The 16,448-nt window shown below is 52.9% G+C and carries 15 protein-coding genes, 1 pseudogene and 1 other annotated feature; of the genes and pseudogenes, 5 read left to right on the top strand and 11 right to left on the bottom strand.

All coding sequences use genetic code 11. The annotated features are described in order from the left end of the window. A partial coding sequence (ushA, locus tag QZF50_RS08925; protein ID WP_290388857.1) for a bifunctional UDP-sugar hydrolase/5'-nucleotidase occupies positions 1 to 1,444 on the bottom strand: 1,444 nt, incomplete at its 3' end. 217 nt (positions 1,445 to 1,661) lie between these two features. On the opposite strand from ushA, the gene fsr reads away from it, so the two are divergent. Beyond that, positions 1,662 to 2,882 (top strand): fosmidomycin MFS transporter, encoded by a 1,221-nt coding sequence (gene fsr, locus QZF50_RS08920; RefSeq protein WP_001251608.1) that lies wholly within the window; start codon positions 1,662 to 1,664, stop codon positions 2,880 to 2,882. A 237-nt stretch (positions 2,883 to 3,119) separates the two neighbouring features. Beyond that, positions 3,120 to 4,796, top strand: coding sequence for a YbaL family putative K(+) efflux transporter (ybaL, locus tag QZF50_RS08915; RefSeq protein WP_000546229.1), 1,677 nt, complete (start codon positions 3,120 to 3,122; stop codon positions 4,794 to 4,796). 132 nt (positions 4,797 to 4,928) lie between these two features. Here ybaL and gsk read toward each other — a convergent pair whose 3' ends face one another. After that, the gene (gene gsk / locus QZF50_RS08910) at positions 4,929 to 6,233 is read right to left on the bottom strand and encodes an inosine/guanosine kinase (protein WP_000671574.1); all 1,305 of its coding nucleotides are present in this window, start codon (positions 6,231 to 6,233) and stop codon (positions 4,929 to 4,931) included. A gap of 151 nt (positions 6,234 to 6,384) precedes the next feature. Here gsk and aes point away from each other — a divergent pair, with 151 nt between their 5' ends. Further along, positions 6,385 to 7,344, top strand: coding sequence for an acetyl esterase (aes, locus tag QZF50_RS08905; protein WP_000801846.1), 960 nt, complete (start codon positions 6,385 to 6,387; stop codon positions 7,342 to 7,344). Here the strand turns inward: aes and hemH are convergent. The 8 genes from hemH to QZF50_RS08865 all read right to left on the bottom strand — a co-directional run bounded on the left by hemH (position 7,341) and on the right by QZF50_RS08865 (position 15,476). Beyond that, positions 7,341 to 8,303: a ferrochelatase gene (gene hemH / locus QZF50_RS08900; RefSeq protein ID WP_061892161.1), complete on the bottom strand. Its 963-nt coding sequence runs from the start codon at positions 8,301 to 8,303 to the stop codon at positions 7,341 to 7,343. The two genes, aes and hemH, sit on opposite strands and share 4 nt — an antisense overlap. 235 nt (positions 8,304 to 8,538) lie before the next feature. Further along, positions 8,539 to 9,183 carry an adenylate kinase gene (gene adk / locus QZF50_RS08895; RefSeq protein ID WP_001220233.1) on the bottom strand — a complete coding sequence of 215 codons (645 nt, stop codon included), beginning with the start codon at positions 9,181 to 9,183 and terminating at the stop codon, positions 8,539 to 8,541. A gap of 180 nt (positions 9,184 to 9,363) precedes the next feature. Beyond that, on the bottom strand, positions 9,364 to 11,238 hold the full coding sequence (gene htpG, locus QZF50_RS08890) for a molecular chaperone HtpG (RefSeq protein ID WP_000678208.1): 1,875 nt from the start codon (positions 11,236 to 11,238) through the stop codon (positions 9,364 to 9,366). Positions 11,239 to 11,347: 109 nt separating this feature from the next. Further along, positions 11,348 to 11,953 carry a recombination mediator RecR gene (gene recR / locus QZF50_RS08885; RefSeq protein ID WP_001195025.1) on the bottom strand — a complete coding sequence of 202 codons (606 nt, stop codon included), beginning with the start codon at positions 11,951 to 11,953 and terminating at the stop codon, positions 11,348 to 11,350. Further along, positions 11,953 to 12,282, bottom strand: coding sequence for a YbaB/EbfC family nucleoid-associated protein (locus tag QZF50_RS08880; protein WP_000467098.1), 330 nt, complete (start codon positions 12,280 to 12,282; stop codon positions 11,953 to 11,955). Before QZF50_RS08880 ends, recR begins: the two co-directional genes overlap by 1 nt. Positions 12,283 to 12,334: 52 nt before the next feature. Beyond that, the gene (dnaX, locus tag QZF50_RS08875) at positions 12,335 to 14,266 is read right to left on the bottom strand and encodes a DNA polymerase III subunit gamma/tau (protein ID WP_000122008.1); all 1,932 of its coding nucleotides are present in this window, start codon (positions 14,264 to 14,266) and stop codon (positions 12,335 to 12,337) included. Next, positions 12,938 to 13,002 (bottom strand) — a sequence feature (DnaX frameshifting element). It overlaps the preceding gene by 65 nt. 128 nt (positions 14,267 to 14,394) lie before the next feature. Next, positions 14,395 to 14,946, bottom strand: a complete 552-nt coding sequence (gene apt / locus QZF50_RS08870; RefSeq protein ID WP_000127356.1) for an adenine phosphoribosyltransferase — start codon at positions 14,944 to 14,946, stop codon at positions 14,395 to 14,397. Between the two features lie 152 nt (positions 14,947 to 15,098). Further along, positions 15,099 to 15,476, bottom strand: a complete 378-nt coding sequence (locus QZF50_RS08865) for a DUF454 family protein (RefSeq protein WP_001188905.1) — start codon at positions 15,474 to 15,476, stop codon at positions 15,099 to 15,101. Positions 15,477 to 15,545: 69 nt separating this feature from the next. On the opposite strand from QZF50_RS08865, the gene priC reads away from it, so the two are divergent. Both priC and rsmS read left to right on the top strand, forming a co-directional pair. Continuing rightward, positions 15,546 to 16,073, top strand: a complete 528-nt coding sequence (gene priC / locus QZF50_RS08860) for a primosomal replication protein N'' (protein ID WP_000844848.1) — start codon at positions 15,546 to 15,548, stop codon at positions 16,071 to 16,073. A 13-nt stretch (positions 16,074 to 16,086) separates the two neighbouring features. Beyond that, the gene (rsmS, locus tag QZF50_RS08855; protein WP_000051146.1) at positions 16,087 to 16,248 is read left to right on the top strand and encodes a pleiotropic regulatory protein RsmS; all 162 of its coding nucleotides are present in this window, start codon (positions 16,087 to 16,089) and stop codon (positions 16,246 to 16,248) included. A gap of 52 nt (positions 16,249 to 16,300) precedes the next feature. Here the strand turns inward: rsmS and QZF50_RS08850 are convergent. Then, positions 16,301 to 16,399 (bottom strand): annotated as a pseudogene (locus tag QZF50_RS08850) (hypothetical protein); the annotation flags it as partial. Positions 16,400 to 16,448: the final 49 nt, after the last annotated feature.

The following is a 16,448-nucleotide window of genomic DNA, read 5'->3' as shown; positions in this document are numbered from 1 at the left end:
CTTTGATTTTAAGGTCGTTCAGTTTGCCGGCTTTCGACACAAAGCTAACGTTGGCAAATTGCGGGTAGGCACCTGAATCTGGCTTCATCTGCGCGACGGCGGTCAGGTAATCAATCACCTCTTTACCGGTCATGTCGGCATACACCACCACATTGCCGAATGGCTGCACTTTCAGCACGTTTTTATAGCTGATATCGCCTGCTTCGATAGAATCACGAATTCCGCCTCCGCTCATCACCGCAAAGTCGGCACCAGTGCGATCCATTTGTGCTGCCAGAATTAACCGCCCCATATTGGTCTGTACAAAACGCACTTTGTCACGATCGCCTTCCAGACGACCATTGGTTTCGCCTATTTTCACTTCCAGCTGCGCTTTGCCTTTGTTCTGGAACGGTGATAACAGCGAGATCATTTGCTGGTTTTCAGCGATTTCAGGAGTGTAAAGCACGCGCTCGCTTTTCCCGTCTTCCCAGGTCACTTTCTTCTTCAGGTTCACCGGAATCAGCTGGTAGTTAACCATTTTCATTTCGCCATTACGAAACTCAAAATCAGCCCGTCCCACGTATTTGCCCCACTCATGCGCCTGCACAATCCAGATGCCGTTTTGTTGATCTGGTTTGCATGGCGTACCCGGCACGTAATCGACCTGTTTTTTGTTTTCTGCCGCCATGCAGACCGGATCTTGCGAGTGACCACCGACGATCATCGCCAGCGATCCGGCAGGCAGCGCGCGTGCCATCTCCACATCGCCCGGTGCGTTAGAGCCGTGCTCACCATTATCGTAATGCCCCATATGGGTCGCCGCGATAATAATGTCTGGCTTTTCTGTCTGTTGCAGCTCCTGAATCACCAGCTTCGCTTCATCGGCGGGCTTACGAAATTCGACATCAGTGAAGTATTCCGGGTTACCAATTTTTGCTGTGTCATCGGTTGTCAGCCCAATGACGGCAATTTTCAGATCCTGACGCTTAAACAGCGCCCACGGTTTAAACAGGCGCTCGCCAGTACTTTTCTGGTAGATATTCGCGGAAAGCAACGGGAACTTGGCCCACTTTTCCTGCTGGCGTAATACGGTGAGCGGATTATCAAATTCATGATTACCGATCGCCATCGCGTCATAGCCCACCAGATTCATACCGCGAAAATCAGGTTCGGCATCCTGTAAGTCAGACTCGGGCACGCCAGTGTTAATGTCGCCACCGGAAAGTAGCAGCACGCTACCGCCTTCAGCCGCAACCTCTTTGCGGATACCATCCACCAGCGTTTTTTGCGCCGCCAGACCATATTCGCCATATTCATTGCGCCAAAAATGCCCATGATGATCATTGGTATGCAGAACTGTAATTTTGTAGGTTTTATCCTGCTCATACGCCAGAGCAGTTTCACTCGCCAGTGTAAATGTGGTTAACAGCGCTAACGCCACGCCCCGCTGCAATAATTTCATACTTCTCTCCCTGACCTGATTTCAACGTGTTGAAAAATAGTATGACGCGACATCATAGACAAGTCTGCGTCCGGTGAAGATAAATCTGCATCCAGATTAGAAATTCTGTATTCGGCGTTGAGACTTCCTTCAGGCGACGCATACAGGTATGTTAGTCGGGTAATAATCACAAATAAGATCATTCTTTACATCGCAACCCTGAAAAAGTGACTTTCCTATGGCAATGAGTGAACAACCCCAGCCTGTGGCGGGCGCGGCTGCGTCAACGACCAAGGCCCGAACATCGTTTGGTATTTTAGGTGCTATCAGCCTCTCACATCTGCTGAACGACATGATCCAATCGCTGATTCTGGCGATTTATCCGCTGCTTCAGTCAGAATTTTCTCTGACATTTATGCAGATTGGCATGATAACCCTCACCTTCCAGCTCGCCTCTTCGCTACTGCAACCAGTGGTCGGCTACTGGACCGATAAATATCCGATGCCGTGGTCGTTGCCAATTGGCATGTGCTTTACCTTAAGTGGTCTGGTGCTGCTTGCGCTGGCGGGCAGTTTTGGCGCAGTTCTGCTGGCGGCGGCGCTGGTCGGTACCGGTTCATCGGTCTTTCATCCGGAATCTTCTCGCGTAGCCCGTATGGCTTCCGGCGGGCGGCATGGCCTGGCGCAATCTATCTTTCAGGTCGGCGGCAACTTTGGCAGTTCCCTGGGACCCTTGCTGGCGGCGGTGATTATCGCGCCTTATGGCAAAGGCAACGTTGCCTGGTTTGTGCTTGCGGCACTGCTGGCGATCGTGGTGTTGGCGCAAATCAGCCGTTGGTACTCGGCACAGCACCGAATGAATAAAGGAAAACCCAAAGCGACGATTATCAATCCACTGCCGCGCAACAAAGTGGTACTGGCGGTCAGCATTCTGTTAATCCTCATTTTCTCGAAATATTTCTATATGGCGAGCATCAGCAGCTATTACACCTTTTATCTGATGCAAAAATTCGGATTATCTATCCAGAATGCTCAGCTTCATCTGTTTGCCTTCCTGTTTGCCGTTGCGGCAGGTACGGTGATCGGCGGGCCTGTAGGGGATAAAATTGGGCGGAAATATGTGATTTGGGGCTCTATCCTCGGCGTTGCGCCGTTTACGCTGATTTTACCCTACGCCAGCCTGCACTGGACGGGGGTTTTAACGGTGATTATTGGATTTATCCTCGCTTCGGCATTCTCTGCCATTCTGGTTTACGCTCAGGAGCTGCTTCCGGGACGTATCGGTATGGTTTCTGGACTCTTTTTCGGTTTTGCTTTTGGTATGGGAGGTCTGGGAGCGGCAGTTCTGGGGCTTATCGCCGATCACACCAGTATCGAGTTAGTCTATAAAATCTGTGCTTTCCTGCCACTATTGGGGATGTTGACCATATTCCTGCCTGATAACCGGCATAAAGACTGATTTCATTGCAGCCAAAGGCAAACTTTGGCTGCATCGTTTTACAGTCGCCATAAGCCTTTCCTCTGTTAAACCGCCTTCTGTTTTCCGATCCGTGCTTTTTTTGCAGCTAATTCCATTTTTCTGCAAAATTCAATAATTATTCATGAACATCATCAATGAAATTGTCATAAACTATTACCTGTAATTTTGGTTTTCCCGGCCAAAAATGGACAATAACCACCAGGAAAAGGAGACGGAATGCATCACGCCACCCCGCTTATCACCACCATTGTTGGCGGCCTTGTGCTCGCCTTTATCCTCGGCATGCTGGCCAATAAACTACGTATTTCTCCTCTGGTGGGATATCTGTTAGCGGGTGTGCTGGCAGGACCATTCACTCCGGGCTTTGTTGCCGATACCAAGCTTGCGCCGGAACTGGCTGAACTGGGCGTCATTCTGTTGATGTTTGGCGTCGGTTTGCACTTTTCGCTGAAGGATTTGATGGCGGTAAAGGCCATCGCCATTCCCGGTGCGATCGCCCAGATAGCCGTGGCGACGCTGCTGGGTATGGCGCTCTCTGCCGTGCTGGGCTGGTCGTTAATGACCGGTATCGTGTTCGGTTTATGTCTTTCCACCGCCAGTACCGTGGTGTTACTGCGCGCACTTGAAGAACGGCAATTAATTGACAGTCAGCGTGGGCAAATCGCCATCGGTTGGTTGATTGTGGAAGACCTGGTAATGGTTCTGACGCTGGTGTTGCTGCCCGCAGTGGCAGGAATGATGGAACAGGGCGATGTGGGCTTTGCCACTCTTGCAGTCGATATGGGGATCACCATCGGCAAAGTGATCGCATTTATCGCCATTATGATGCTGGTAGGTCGCCGTCTGGTGCCGTGGATTATGGCACGCAGCGCGGCAACCGGTTCTCGCGAGCTGTTTACCCTGTCGGTGCTGGCGCTGGCGTTAGGGATTGCCTTTGGTGCGGTAGAGCTGTTTGATGTCTCCTTTGCACTCGGTGCGTTCTTTGCCGGGATGGTACTGAACGAGTCTGAACTGAGTCACCGTGCCGCCCACGATACGCTGCCATTGCGCGACGCGTTTGCGGTGCTGTTTTTTGTCTCCGTCGGGATGTTGTTTGATCCGTTAATTCTGATTCAGCAACCGCTGGCAGTGCTGGCGACGCTGGCGATTATTCTGTTTGGTAAGTCGTTAGCCGCATTTTTCCTGGTGCGACTGTTTGGTCACTCCCAACGTACGGCATTAACCATCGCCGCCAGCCTGGCGCAGATTGGTGAGTTCGCGTTTATCCTGGCGGGACTGGGAATGGCATTGAATTTACTGCCGCAGGCCGGACAAAACCTGGTACTGGCAGGGGCGATCCTGTCGATTATGCTCAACCCGGTACTGTTCGCACTACTGGAGAAATATCTGGCGAAGACCGAAACGCTGGAAGAGCAGACGCTGGAAGAGGCAATCGAAGAAGAGAAACAGATCCCAGTGGATATTTGCAACCATGCGCTATTGGTGGGTTACGGTCGTGTAGGCAGCCTGCTGGGGGAGAAATTGCTCGCCTCTGATATTCCGCTGGTGGTGATTGAGACGTCACGAACCCGTGTTGATGAGCTGCGAGAGCGTGGGGTCCGCGCTGTATTGGGCAATGCAGCGAACGAAGAAATTATGCAACTGGCGCATCTGGAATGTGCAAAATGGCTGATCCTGACGATCCCCAACGGTTATGAAGCGGGTGAGATTGTGGCGTCTGCCCGCGCGAAAAACCCGGATATTGAGATTATCGCCCGCGCCCATTATGACGATGAAGTGACGTATATCACCGAACGTGGCGCGAATCAGGTAGTGATGGGTGAACGTGAAATTGCCCGTACTATGCTGGAACTGCTGGAAACGCCACCGGCGGGTGAAGTGGTGACGGGGTAAACGGTGGTTGCCGGATGTAAAATATGAAAAATATGTAGGCATGATAAGACGCGCCAGCGTCGCATCGGGCATCGAGAGCCAAATGCCAGATGCGGCGTGAACGCCTTATCTGGCCTACGAACCGACGATAACTTAACGATCCCAGTAAGACTCTTCCAGGCTGTCTTCACGCTCCGGCAAGCCGCGCGTTAAACGAGGTGAATGCTGGTTCAGTACCTGATAGCTCACACGGTTAGCATATTTACACACCTGCGCTAACGATGAATAAGTTAACCAGGTGAATTTATGTTTGCTGGAGTTTGGTACGTTGCTACGATGGTAGCTGTTGGCGGTAATGTCATGCAGCAACGCTGCCAATGCGCCATCCCCCGCTCCATTAGTGTTCATGATTTTTTCCGGCCCGCCCATGTACGGCGCAATGTGCGAATATACACGCAGCGGATTCTGGCAATCCTTGTGGCGCATGGCGCGGCTAAACTCATACTGGTTGAATTCCGCTATAGCGCCCGGCAGCAGCGGATGCTGGGTTTTACGTTTCGCTTCGTCTTCGGTAAAGCCCGCCATATACAAGCCGATTGGCCCGGCGGTGCACAGCACCAGATCTACCCAGTCCAGCGCCTTGTCAGATGCCAACAACGGATCGCTTTCTCCGGTCAACGCTTCGGCTTCATCTTCGTTCATCGCAAGGATAGAGACGTGGTCTTTGAGGAATTGCTGCCACCACTGCGGATTCTCGGCAATGACAAACTTAGTTCCCAGCGTCAGCACCACCGGTACGTTATATTTCTTCGCGTACTCAATGGCTTTCATGGTTGCTTCCGGCATGGGTTCACCCGGCTTGCAACGCACCAGATAAGAGGTGAGAACCAGAGCCGAGGCTCCGGCAATCACATCTTCCGGAATACTTTCAGCCCGCAGCTGGTTCATGTGGCCAGGGCTGATAGCAAAGGTACGTTCCCCGGACTCGCCAATCAGCGTAAAGCAACGACCAATCGGGCCATCCACGCCTTGTAGATAGTTAAGATCGGTACGGCTGGAGGTGTTACACAGGTAACGATAGGCATAGCTGCCAATTTCAATATTGCTGCACATGACGCCCAGCAGCACCGAACGGTCGTCCGCGAGCACCGAGTAGTTATGCATGGTGTTACCAATGGTGCCACCCGCAAACTGATGGGTAATCAGGTTTTTCTGTTTTAGTTCCTGATAAAGCGCTTCGGCTACATCATCCTCAATCACCAGTGAATGCCCGGCGCTTAATCCATAACGCTCAATGAATTCATCATCCACTTTCGCTTCAATATCGACCAGCGTTTGATCGATACCCACTACCCAGGCAGCGCTGGTTTCGTTTTCTGGCTGGAATTGCTGAAGCAGCGGATCGCGTGCATTTACGGGGAAGTAATGTTTGGATTTACGTTTACCGGGAAATTTCATGGTTGTTTTTACGGGTGGTTAACTGAGCGGCGAATGTTAACACAATCTGACGGGAGCGCGCGAGACGCAGCCAGTTTCAATATCAGCAGGCGGGATCGCATTTTCATGGCAGTGGTTCCTTACAATGACGTAATTTGAAAGGAGTTTTTGTATGAAGCCGGAAAACAAACTACCTGTTCTGGACCTTATTTCTGCTGAAATGAAGACCGTTGTGAATACTCTTCAGTCGGATTTACCGTCCTGGCCCGCAACGGGAACGATTGCTGAGCAACGACAGTATTACACGCTTGAGCGCCGATTCTGGAATGCGGGCGCTCCAGAAATGGCAACCAGAGCTTACATGGTTCCAACAAAATATGGGCAGGTGGAAACACGTCTCTTTTGTCCGCAGCCAGATAGCCCGGCGACGCTATTTTATTTGCATGGAGGCGGTTTTATTCTCGGCAATCTCGATACCCACGATCGCATCATGCGCCTGCTGGCAAGCTACAGCCAATGTACGGTGATTGGTATTGATTACCCCCTTTCACCTGAAGCGCGTTTTCCGCAAGCGATAGAGGAAATTGTGGCTGCTTGTTGTTATTTCCACCAGCAGGCGGAGGATTATCAAATCAATATGTCCCGCATTGGCTTTGCCGGTGATTCCGCAGGTGCCATGCTGGCGCTCGCCAGTGCGTTGTGGTTGCGTGATAAACAGATCGATTGCGGTAAAATTGCGGGTGTTTTGCTGTGGTATGGGCTTTACGGATTACGGGATTCCGTGACTCGTCGTCTGTTGGGCGGTGTCTGGGATGGCTTAACGCAACAGGATTTGCAGATGTATGAAGAGGCGTATTTAAGCAACGACGCGGACCGCGAGTCACCGTATTACTGTCTGTTTAATAATGATCTCACTCGCGAAGTTCCGCCCTGTTTTATTGCCGGGGCGGAGTTCGATCCGCTGCTGGATGACAGCCGTCTGCTTTACCAGACGTTAGCGGCGCATCAGCAGCCCTGTGAGTTCAAACTCTACCCAGGTACGCTGCATGCCTTTTTGCATTATTCACGAATGATGAAAACCGCCGACGAGGCTCTTCGCGACGGCGCTCAGTTCTTTACCGCTCAGCTTTAGCGATACGCGGCAACAAGATTAGCCATCATTTCGATATGTTCCGGCGTGGCATTAAGCGCTGGAATATATTCATATTTTTTCCCGCCGGCACCGAGGAAGACCTCACGGTTTTGCTCGGCAATCTCTTCCAGCGTCTCCAGACAATCCGCAGCAAAGCCCGGGCACATCACCTGTATATGACCTACGCCTTTTTCTCCGAGCATTTTCAGCGTTTCGTCGGTATAAGGCATCAGCCAGGGTTCCCGGCCAAAGCGCGACTGAAAGGTCATCATCACTTTTTCCGGTGCCATCCCCAGTGCGGAAGCCAGTTCGCGAGTCGTTGTGCGGCAACGTTGCGGGTAATCATCGCCTTCATCTGCATAACGCTGGGGAATGCCATGATAAGAGAGCAGCAGCAGATCCGGTTCGCCATGTTTGGCAAAAGAAGCGCGTACGCTGTTCGCCAGTGCATTAATGTAATCGTGGTTATCGGCGTAATCACGAATAAACGATATCCCCGGAATGCTACGTTTGCGCGCCAGAATGCGTGCCAGTTCATCCCATACCGCACCGACCGTAGAACAGGAGAATTGCGGATAAAGCGGCAGCACCACAATATGATCTACATGCTCTGCCAGGAGTTCATCGACGGCGCTTTCCAGTGATGGCGAGCCGTAGCTCATGCCCAGCGCTACGGGCGTATCCGGTAAACGTTGTGCCAACGCCTGCTGTTGCTGGCGGCTGTAAACCATCAGCGGCGAGCCGTCTTCCATCCAGACCGAGGCGTACAGCTTCGCCACACGCGGCGAGCGCAGCGGCAAAATCACGCCGAGCAGCAACGGCCACCATAACAACCGTGAGGTATCAACCACGCGTCTGTCGCTTAAAAATTGTTTCAGATAGCGTTTTACCGCTTCAGGTGTGGGGGCATCGGGCGTACCCAGGTTTGCCAGCAGGATACCGGTTTTAGTCTGACGCATTACCGCCTCTTATCGATTCAACTTGTTGATAATTGTAGCGGAAAAGTGAGGAAGAAGAACTAATTGCTGTGAGAGGTCAAATCAGAAAAAGGAATAGCGCAGATTGAGGTTTTTGTAAAAGGCCGAATGAATATCCGGCCTGAGATTGCTGATAAGTTTGCTTGTGCGGGCCTGTTCCCCTCACCCTAACCCTCTCCCCGAGGGGGCGAGGGGACTGTCCGTGCGCGCTTTCGAATTAGCCGAGGATTTTTTCCAGATCAGCGCGAACTTCAGCAACCGGCTTGGTGCCGTCAACTTTCGCGTATTTGGTGTTACCCGCTTCCGCTTCTTTGGAGTAGTAGCCGATCAGCGGTGCAGTCATCTGATGGTATTCAACCAGACGTTTACGCACGGTTTCTTCCTGATCGTCTTTACGGGTAGTCAGTTCTTCACCGGTAACGTCGTCTTTGCCTTCTACTTTCGGCGGATTGAATTTAACGTGATAAACACGACCAGACGGCGCATGAACGCGGCGGCCTACGATACGATCAACAATCAGTTCGTCCGGTACGTCGAATTCCAGAACGTAATCAACATTGATGCCCGCTTCTTTCATCGCGTCTGCCTGCGGAATGGTACGCGGGAAGCCGTCCAACAGGAAACCATTACGGCAGTCTTCCTGAGCAATGCGCTCTTTAACCAGCGCGATCACCAGTTCGTCGGTGACCAGTTTGCCAGCATCCATAATGTCTTTTGCTTGTTTACCCAGCTCGGAGCCAGATTTGACCGCAGCACGCAGCATATCGCCAGTGGAGATTTGCGGAATACCATATTTCTCCATGATGAACTGAGCCTGAGTCCCTTTCCCCGCGCCCGGAGCGCCAAGCAGAATGATACGCATTGCGAAAATCCCCTTAAAATGTGTCGAATTTTTTGAAAAAGCGATAAACGATACCACCAACAGGCGATTGCCTCAAGAAAGGCACCTGAGGCTGAAACGGTTAATGGCGAGATAATTTGCGGAAAGTGCAGATGATGAAAAGAAAAATGCCGGATGACACAAAGGTCATCCGGCATGACATCAGGAAACCAGCAGCTGGTTCATACGACGAATAAACAGGTTCGGATCTTCCAGCGTGCCGCGTTCTGCCAGCAGCGCCTGATCCAGCAGCAGTTCTACCCACTCGCTGAACTTCGCTTCATCTTCAGTATCTGCCGCACGTTTCACCAGTACGTGATCCGGGTTCAGTTCGAAGATGTATTTCACTTCTGGCACTTTCTGGCCCGCCGCAGCGAACAGTTTCGCCATCTGAGTGCTCATTTCGTCCGCGTCGGTCGAAACGATCGCTGGCGTATCGGTCAGACGGTGAGTCAGACGGACATCTTTCACGCGCTCGCCGAGCAGGGCTTTCACACGGTCGATGAACGGAGTCAGTGCTTTCTCCGCTTCTTTCGCGCTCTCATCAACTTCGTCAGCCAGTTTTTCCAGCGACTCGTCAACTTTAGACACCGACTGGAACGGTTTACCGTCGAACTCAGTCAGATAGTTCATCATCCACTCATCGATGCGGTCGGAAAGCAGCAGAACTTCGATGCCTTTCTTACGCAGCAGTTCCAGGTGCGGGCTGCTCTTCGCTGCCGCATAGCTGTCTGCAGTGATGTAGTAGATTTTCTCCTGCCCTTCTTTCATGCGGGAAACGTAGTCTTCCAGAGACACGGTCTGCGCAGAAGAATCGGTATAAGTAGAAGCAAAACGCAGCAGTTTGGCGATCGCTTCCTGGTTAGCGAAATCTTCCGCCGGACCTTCTTTCAGTACCAGGCCAAACTGTTGCCAGAAGGTCTGGTATTTTTCCGCGTCGTCTTTCGCCAGTTTTTCCAGCATTTGCAGCACACGCTTGGTCAGCGCATTGCGCAGGTTACGCGTTACCGTGCTGTCCTGGAGGATTTCACGGGAAACGTTCAGCGGCAGATCGCTGGAGTCAATCAGACCACGCACGAAGCGCAGATAGTTCGGCATGAACTGTTCTGCGTCGTCCATGATGAACACACGCTGGACGTACAGTTTCAGGCCGTGTTTATGATCACGGTTCCACATATCCCACGGAGCCTGGGACGGGATGTACAGCAGGCTGGTGTACTCCTGCTTACCTTCAACGCGGTTGTGGCTCCAGGTCAGCGGATCATTAAAGTCGTGGGCGATGTGTTTGTAGAACTCTTTGTACTCTTCATCGGTGATTTCCGACTTGTTACGAGTCCACAGCGCCTGCGCTTTGTTGATTTTCTCCCAGGAGATAACGGTTTCGCCGTCTTTCTCTTCGCGTTTTTCGATCTCTACCGGCAGCGCGATATGGTCGGAGTATTTGCTGATGATGGAACGCACGCGCCAGTCATCGAGGAACTCGTCTTCGCCTTCACGCAGATGCAGGGTGATTTCAGTACCACGATCTTCTTTGGTGATGTCGGCAACGGTATATTCACCTTCGCCAGCCGATTCCCAGAAGACGCCGTTTTCTGGTTTTTCGCCTGCCGCGCGAGTACGCACGGTCACTTTGTCGGCCACGATAAACGCAGAGTAGAAACCAACACCAAACTGACCGATCAGCTGGCTGTCTTTCGCCTGGTCAGAACCCAGGGATTCGAGGAATGATTTGGTACCGGATTTAGCGATAGTCCCCAGATGGTCAATCACTTCGTCGCGGGTCATCCCCACGCCGTTATCGGAGATGGTCAGCGTGCGCTTGTCTTTATCGAAAGAGACACGAACGCGCAGTTCGCCATCACCTTCGTACAGGTCCGGGTTAGATAGCGCACGGAAACGCAGCTTGTCCGCCGCATCGGAGGCGTTAGAGATAAGCTCACGCAGGAAGATTTCTTTATTGGAATAGAGAGAATGGATCATCAGGTGCAGAAGCTGTTTCACTTCTGACTGAAAACCACGAGTTTCTTGTCCTTTCATGTAGGTCTACCTCAATAATGCCATTTTAAGGTTAAAAACAGGATGAGGGAGAGATGGGGACAAGGGAGAATAATTTCAAGCGAGAGCAGGTGATCCTGCTCTCGTTTGCTTAAAAACGAATCTTATGACGCCCGGCAAGGGAGTGTGACAGCGTGGTGCCATCGACCATTTCCAGTTCGCCGCCAACCGGTACGCCATGAGCGATTCGGCTGGCTTCCACGTCATATTGCGCGCAAAGCTCGGCAATGTAGTTAGCGGTAGCTTCACCTTCAACCGTGGGATTGGTGGCGAGGATCACTTCAGTGATTTTTTCCTCTGCCAGACGCTGTTCCAGACGATCAAGGCCGATATCATCCGGACCGATGCCGTCCAGCGGTGACAGGTGCCCCATCAACACAAAATAACGGCCTGAAAACTGCCCCGTCTGCTCAATGGCGTAGATGTCCGCCGGACTCTCCACCACACAGATTTGACCGTTTTCCTGACGACGCGGATTCGAACAGATGTTACAGACTTCCTGTTCGGTGAAAGTGCGGCAATCGGCGCAGTGGCCGATTTCCGACATCGCCCGGGTGAGCGCCTGCGCCAGACGCATCCCGCCGCTACGATCGCGCTGAAGCAGCGTGAACGCCATACGCTGCGCCGACTTCGGGCCAACGCCCGGCAGACAGCGCAGTGCTTCCATAAGCTGTGTTAACAGCGGGCTGGTTTGCATCAGAACGGCATCTTAAAGCCAGGCGGCAGCTGCATTCCGGAGGATACAGAGGCCATTTTTTCTTTCTGCGTTTCTTCAATACGACGTGCTGCGTCGTTGAATGCTGCAGCCACCAGGTCTTCCAGCATCTCTTTGTCGTCTTCCAGCAGGCTCGGGTCGATCTCTACGCGACGGCAGTTGTGTGCACCGTTGATGGTCACTTTTACCAGACCTGCGCCAGATTCGCCGGTGACTTCCAGCTGCGCGATCTCTTCCTGCATTTTCTGCATTTTTTCTTGCATCTGCTGGGCTTGCTTCATCAGGTTACCCAGACCGCCTTTACCAAACATAGGTTTCTCTCTCAATCACGTTAAGGATGACGAACGTAAGCTGTGCTTACGATCAAATGGGGCGGATACTTTCTTCATCCAGCTCCGCATCGAAGAACCGACGCAGGGTCTGAATATTATTATCCGCAATAATGGACTCGCGCGCCTGCGCAAGTTTTTCTTCGTATATCGCCTGACGCCACTCCAGCGGCGTACGCACCGCGGGATTATCATCTTCAACGATAGTCAGTTCAACCGTTGAACCTTTTAACGTGCTCAACGCTTCAGCCAGTTTTTGCTGTGCACCGCGGTTGTTCAAATGCCGCTGAGAGGAGCGCAAATGCAGACATACTGCGTTGTCGCTCTCCTCTTTCCAGGCATTTAAGGCCACCTGTTCGACCAGTTTTGGTAGCGAAAGTTGACTCACCTGTGCCGCCCACGCGTCGCGCTCAATGGCTTCTGCCGCCAGCTTCGCCGCCAGTTCCGGCGTTTTTTCATGTTCCAGCGCTTTTTTCAGCGCCTTCGGCGTGGCGACCACTTCTTTTTGCTGCATCACTGGAGTGGTAGCCTTCCAGCGATACGCTTCTTTTTTGGCTGGCGCTTTTTCCAGCGCCGATGGCACCGGACGCGCCTGAACGCGATCGGTGACCGAAGCCAGTCTTTCCAGCGCAGCGTTATTCACCGGCCGCGCGCGGGTAGCGGCTGCCGGTTCACTCTTTTTTGCTTTGGTTGCTCCCTGCACGCGCTGCAACTGCTGGCGCGCCGCCAGCACCTGGCTGGTGGTTTCCGGGAGCGGTACAGTCGGTGCCTGCTGCGGCGCTGATTGCGGTTGCGGCGGCACCTGGGTTGGCGTCATTACTGCCGTTGGCGCGACGGGCGCAAAGGACTGGCGTGGCACTTCTGGCTCAGGCAGAGGCATACGTGGATGGAACGCCAGCGCGCGCAGCAGCGTCATCTCAACGCCCATGCGGCGGTCCGGCGCATACGGTAATTCTTTGCGACCAATCAACAGCGTCTGATAGTAAAGCTGAATATCCGTCGGCGGTATGGTGCGCGCCAGTTCACGCATCCGCAGCTCAATGGCGGCCATGTCGTTGCCAAGTGCAGCAGGCGAAAGTTGTACCATCGCAATACGATGCAACAGGCCGAGCATTTCCACCAGCAACGCTTCCCACTCGATACCACGGGCAGCGGCTTCATTAATCAGCGCCATTACGCGCTCGCCGTTGGCCTCGACCATCGCTTCAACCAGCGACAGCGCCTGATCGTCGTCAAGCGTACCCAGCATCGCACTGACTGCCTGGGTTGAAACCTGGCCGTCACCGCTGGCAATCGCCTGGTCGGTCAGACTTAAGGCATCTCGCAGGCTGCCTTCAGCGGCGCGCGCCAGCAATTGCAACGCCCGCGGCTCGTGAGCGATATGTTCTTCGTTGAGGATGTGCTCAAGTTGATGGCGAATTTGCTCGACATCCAGCGCCTTGAGATGAAATTGCAAACAGCGCGACAAAATCGTCACCGGCAATTTCTGTGGATCGGTCGTCGCCAGCAGAAACTTAACGTGCTCCGGCGGCTCTTCAAGGGTTTTTAACAGTGCGTTAAAGCTGTGGCGCGACAGCATATGCACTTCGTCGATCAGATAAACTTTGAAACGACCACGCGCCGGAGCGTACTGGACGTTATCCAGCAGGTCGCGGGTATCTTCAACTTTGGTGCGCGAGGCGGCGTCGATTTCAATCAGATCGACAAAGCGCCCCTGCTCGATTTCACGACAGTTATCGCACACGCCGCACGGCGTCGCGGTAATGCCGGTTTCGCAGTTTAGCCCCTTCGCCAGCAGTCGGGCGATAGAGGTTTTTCCGACGCCACGGGTACCGGAAAAAAGATAAGCATGATGAATACGCCCTAACGACAAGCCGTTCGCCAGTGCGGTCAGCACATGTTCCTGGCCGACGACGTCAGCAAAGGTTTGTGGGCGCCATTTTCGGGCTAAGACCTGATAACTCATTGGCAGGCTCTGAAACGCTGGAAGGTGGATTCACGAAGGGGTAATGCTAACACAGCCCCGTCAGAACGGCGAGGCTGAATGCACATCTTGTGCTGTCCGTAGCGTGGGCAGCACAAGACTGGCGATAATTAATGGCCCGGGAACGGGACAAGGCTGTAGCTGGTAATGCCCTGTTTTTCGAGACGCTGTTCGCCGCCGAGATCGAACAGGTTGATAATGAACGCAGCGTCAGCCACTTCACCACCCAGACGACGGATCAGTTTAACGGTCGCTTCGATAGTGCCGCCGGTTGCCAGCAGATCGTCCACCACCAGAACTTTGTCGCCCGGTTTGATGGCATCAACGTGGATCTCCAGCTGATCGGTGCCGTATTCCAGGTCGTAAGTTTCACTGATGGTTTCACGCGGCAGTTTGCCCGGTTTACGGACCGGTACAAAGCCAACGCCCAGACCCAGAGCTACCGGAGCGCCAAACAAGAAGCCACGCGCTTCGGTGCCGACAACTTTGGTAATGCCCGCATTTTTGTAACGCTCAACCAGCAAGTCGATGCTGAGAGCGTAAGCTTTCGGGTCTTCCAGTAAGCTGGTGACATCGCGGAAAAGAATGCCGGGTTTTGGGTAGTCCTGAATGCTTTTGATGCTATTTTTGAGATACTCAAGCTGCTGTGCAGTCGCGGTCATAAGTGTATGCCTGCTTGTTACGGTGGTACTCACGGCGCGTTTTAAACGTATCAAAAGTAACAGTTGTTTAACCTTTGACCGCCTGCGCCTGTGCTCGAAAACGCCAGAATGTACTGGCTGTACGCAATAATTGCAACTGCGATTGTTGTGCTTCAGTGCTTTTCTTGCTTTTCATCAATCACCGGAATTCGCCACATATAGAAAAGCAAACAGGCGAGAATTACCAGCAACATGATGCGCACCCATGGCATCTGGACGAACCACAGAGAAATGGCAAACGTGAGCAAAATAAGCAAAATCGCCCGCGGTTTGACGCCGCGCGGCATCGCATGATGTTTCTGCCAGAAACGTAGATAGCTGCCAAACCATGAGCGGTACAGCAACCAGGCGTGAAAGCGCGGGGAAGAACGGGCAAAGCACCAGGCCGCCAGCAGGATAAACGGCGTCGTCGGTAATACCGGTAATACCACGCCCAGCGTACCCAGCACTACCGCCAGCCAGCCAATGATGATTAAAATGATTCGTTGCATATTGAGTGTTGTCAGCTTACAGAGTGGCTACTTTAGCATAACAATTATCATTTTCATTGAGGTCTTATCGTGAAAACCGCCCTGCTGCTGGAAAAACTGGAAGGACAGCTCGCTACGCTGCGTCAGCGTTGTGCCCCGGTAGCGCAATTTGCCACGCTAAGTGCCCGTTTTGACAGACACCTTTTTCAAACCCGTGCGACAACACTGCAGGCTTGTCTCGATGAGGCGGGCGATAATCTGGCTGCGCTTCGTCATGCAGTTGAGCAGCAACAGCTGCCGCAAGTGGCCTGGCTGGCGGAACATCTGGCGGCACAACTGGAAGCCATCGCGCGTGAAGCCTCCGCCTGGTCATTGCGCGAGTGGGACAGTGCGCCACCGAAAATTGCCCGCTGGCAGCGTAAACGTATTCAGCATCAGGATTTTGAGCGGCGGCTACGTGAGATGGTTGCCGAACGCAGAGCCCGCCTGGCGCGGGTGACCGATCTCGTGGAACAGCAAACGCTGCATCGTGAAGTGGAAGCCTATGAAGCGCGCCTGGCACGCTGCCGCCATGCGCTGGAAAAAATCGAAAACAGGCTAGCGCGCTTAACCCGCTAGCAATGGAGAGAGTATGTCACTGGAAAATGCCCCTGACGATGTCAAACTGGCTGTCGATTTGATTGTGCTGCTGGAAGAAAATCAGATCCCAGCCCGCACCGTGCTGCGCGCGCTGGATATTGTAAAACGCGATTATGAAAAGAAATTAACGCGCGATGATGAGGCGGAAAAGTGAGAAATAAATGGGGCCGCTAAATGTCCCCTAAGATTGTGGGCAAACGCAAAACTGCCTGATGCGCTACGCTTATCAGGCCTACACCGCTCCTGCAATACATTGAATTCTTGCGGTTTCGTAGGCCGGATAAGGCGGTCACGCCGCATCCGGCATGAACAACGCGCACTTTGTCAGTAATCTCGGGGCAACTAAATGTCGCC

Source organism: uncultured Escherichia sp. (assembly GCF_948475835.1).
Lineage (GTDB): Bacteria > Pseudomonadota > Gammaproteobacteria > Enterobacterales > Enterobacteriaceae > ECMA0423.
This window is presented reverse-complemented; position numbering and strand designations above follow the sequence as displayed.

Coding starts and splice junctions, on each gene's coding strand:
- aes (WP_000801846.1), top strand. CDS start 6,385: ATGAAGCCGGAAAACAAACTACCTGTTCTGGACCTTATTTCTGCTGAA.
- recR (WP_001195025.1), bottom strand. CDS start 11,953: ATGCAAACCAGCCCGCTGTTAACACAGCTTATGGAAGCACTGCGCTGT.
- QZF50_RS08880 (WP_000467098.1), bottom strand. CDS start 12,282: ATGTTTGGTAAAGGCGGTCTGGGTAACCTGATGAAGCAAGCCCAGCAG.
- hemH (WP_061892161.1), bottom strand. CDS start 8,303: ATGCGTCAGACTAAAACCGGTATCCTGCTGGCAAACCTGGGTACGCCC.
- adk (WP_001220233.1), bottom strand. CDS start 9,183: ATGCGTATCATTCTGCTTGGCGCTCCGGGCGCGGGGAAAGGGACTCAG.
- htpG (WP_000678208.1), bottom strand. CDS start 11,238: ATGAAAGGACAAGAAACTCGTGGTTTTCAGTCAGAAGTGAAACAGCTT.
- rsmS (WP_000051146.1), top strand. CDS start 16,087: ATGTCACTGGAAAATGCCCCTGACGATGTCAAACTGGCTGTCGATTTG.
- apt (WP_000127356.1), bottom strand. CDS start 14,946: ATGACCGCGACTGCACAGCAGCTTGAGTATCTCAAAAATAGCATCAAA.
- dnaX (WP_000122008.1), bottom strand. CDS start 14,266: ATGAGTTATCAGGTCTTAGCCCGAAAATGGCGCCCACAAACCTTTGCT.
- ybaL (WP_000546229.1), top strand. CDS start 3,120: ATGCATCACGCCACCCCGCTTATCACCACCATTGTTGGCGGCCTTGTG.
- QZF50_RS08865 (WP_001188905.1), bottom strand. CDS start 15,476: ATGCAACGAATCATTTTAATCATCATTGGCTGGCTGGCGGTAGTGCTG.
- gsk (WP_000671574.1), bottom strand. CDS start 6,233: ATGAAATTTCCCGGTAAACGTAAATCCAAACATTACTTCCCCGTAAAT.
- fsr (WP_001251608.1), top strand. CDS start 1,662: ATGGCAATGAGTGAACAACCCCAGCCTGTGGCGGGCGCGGCTGCGTCA.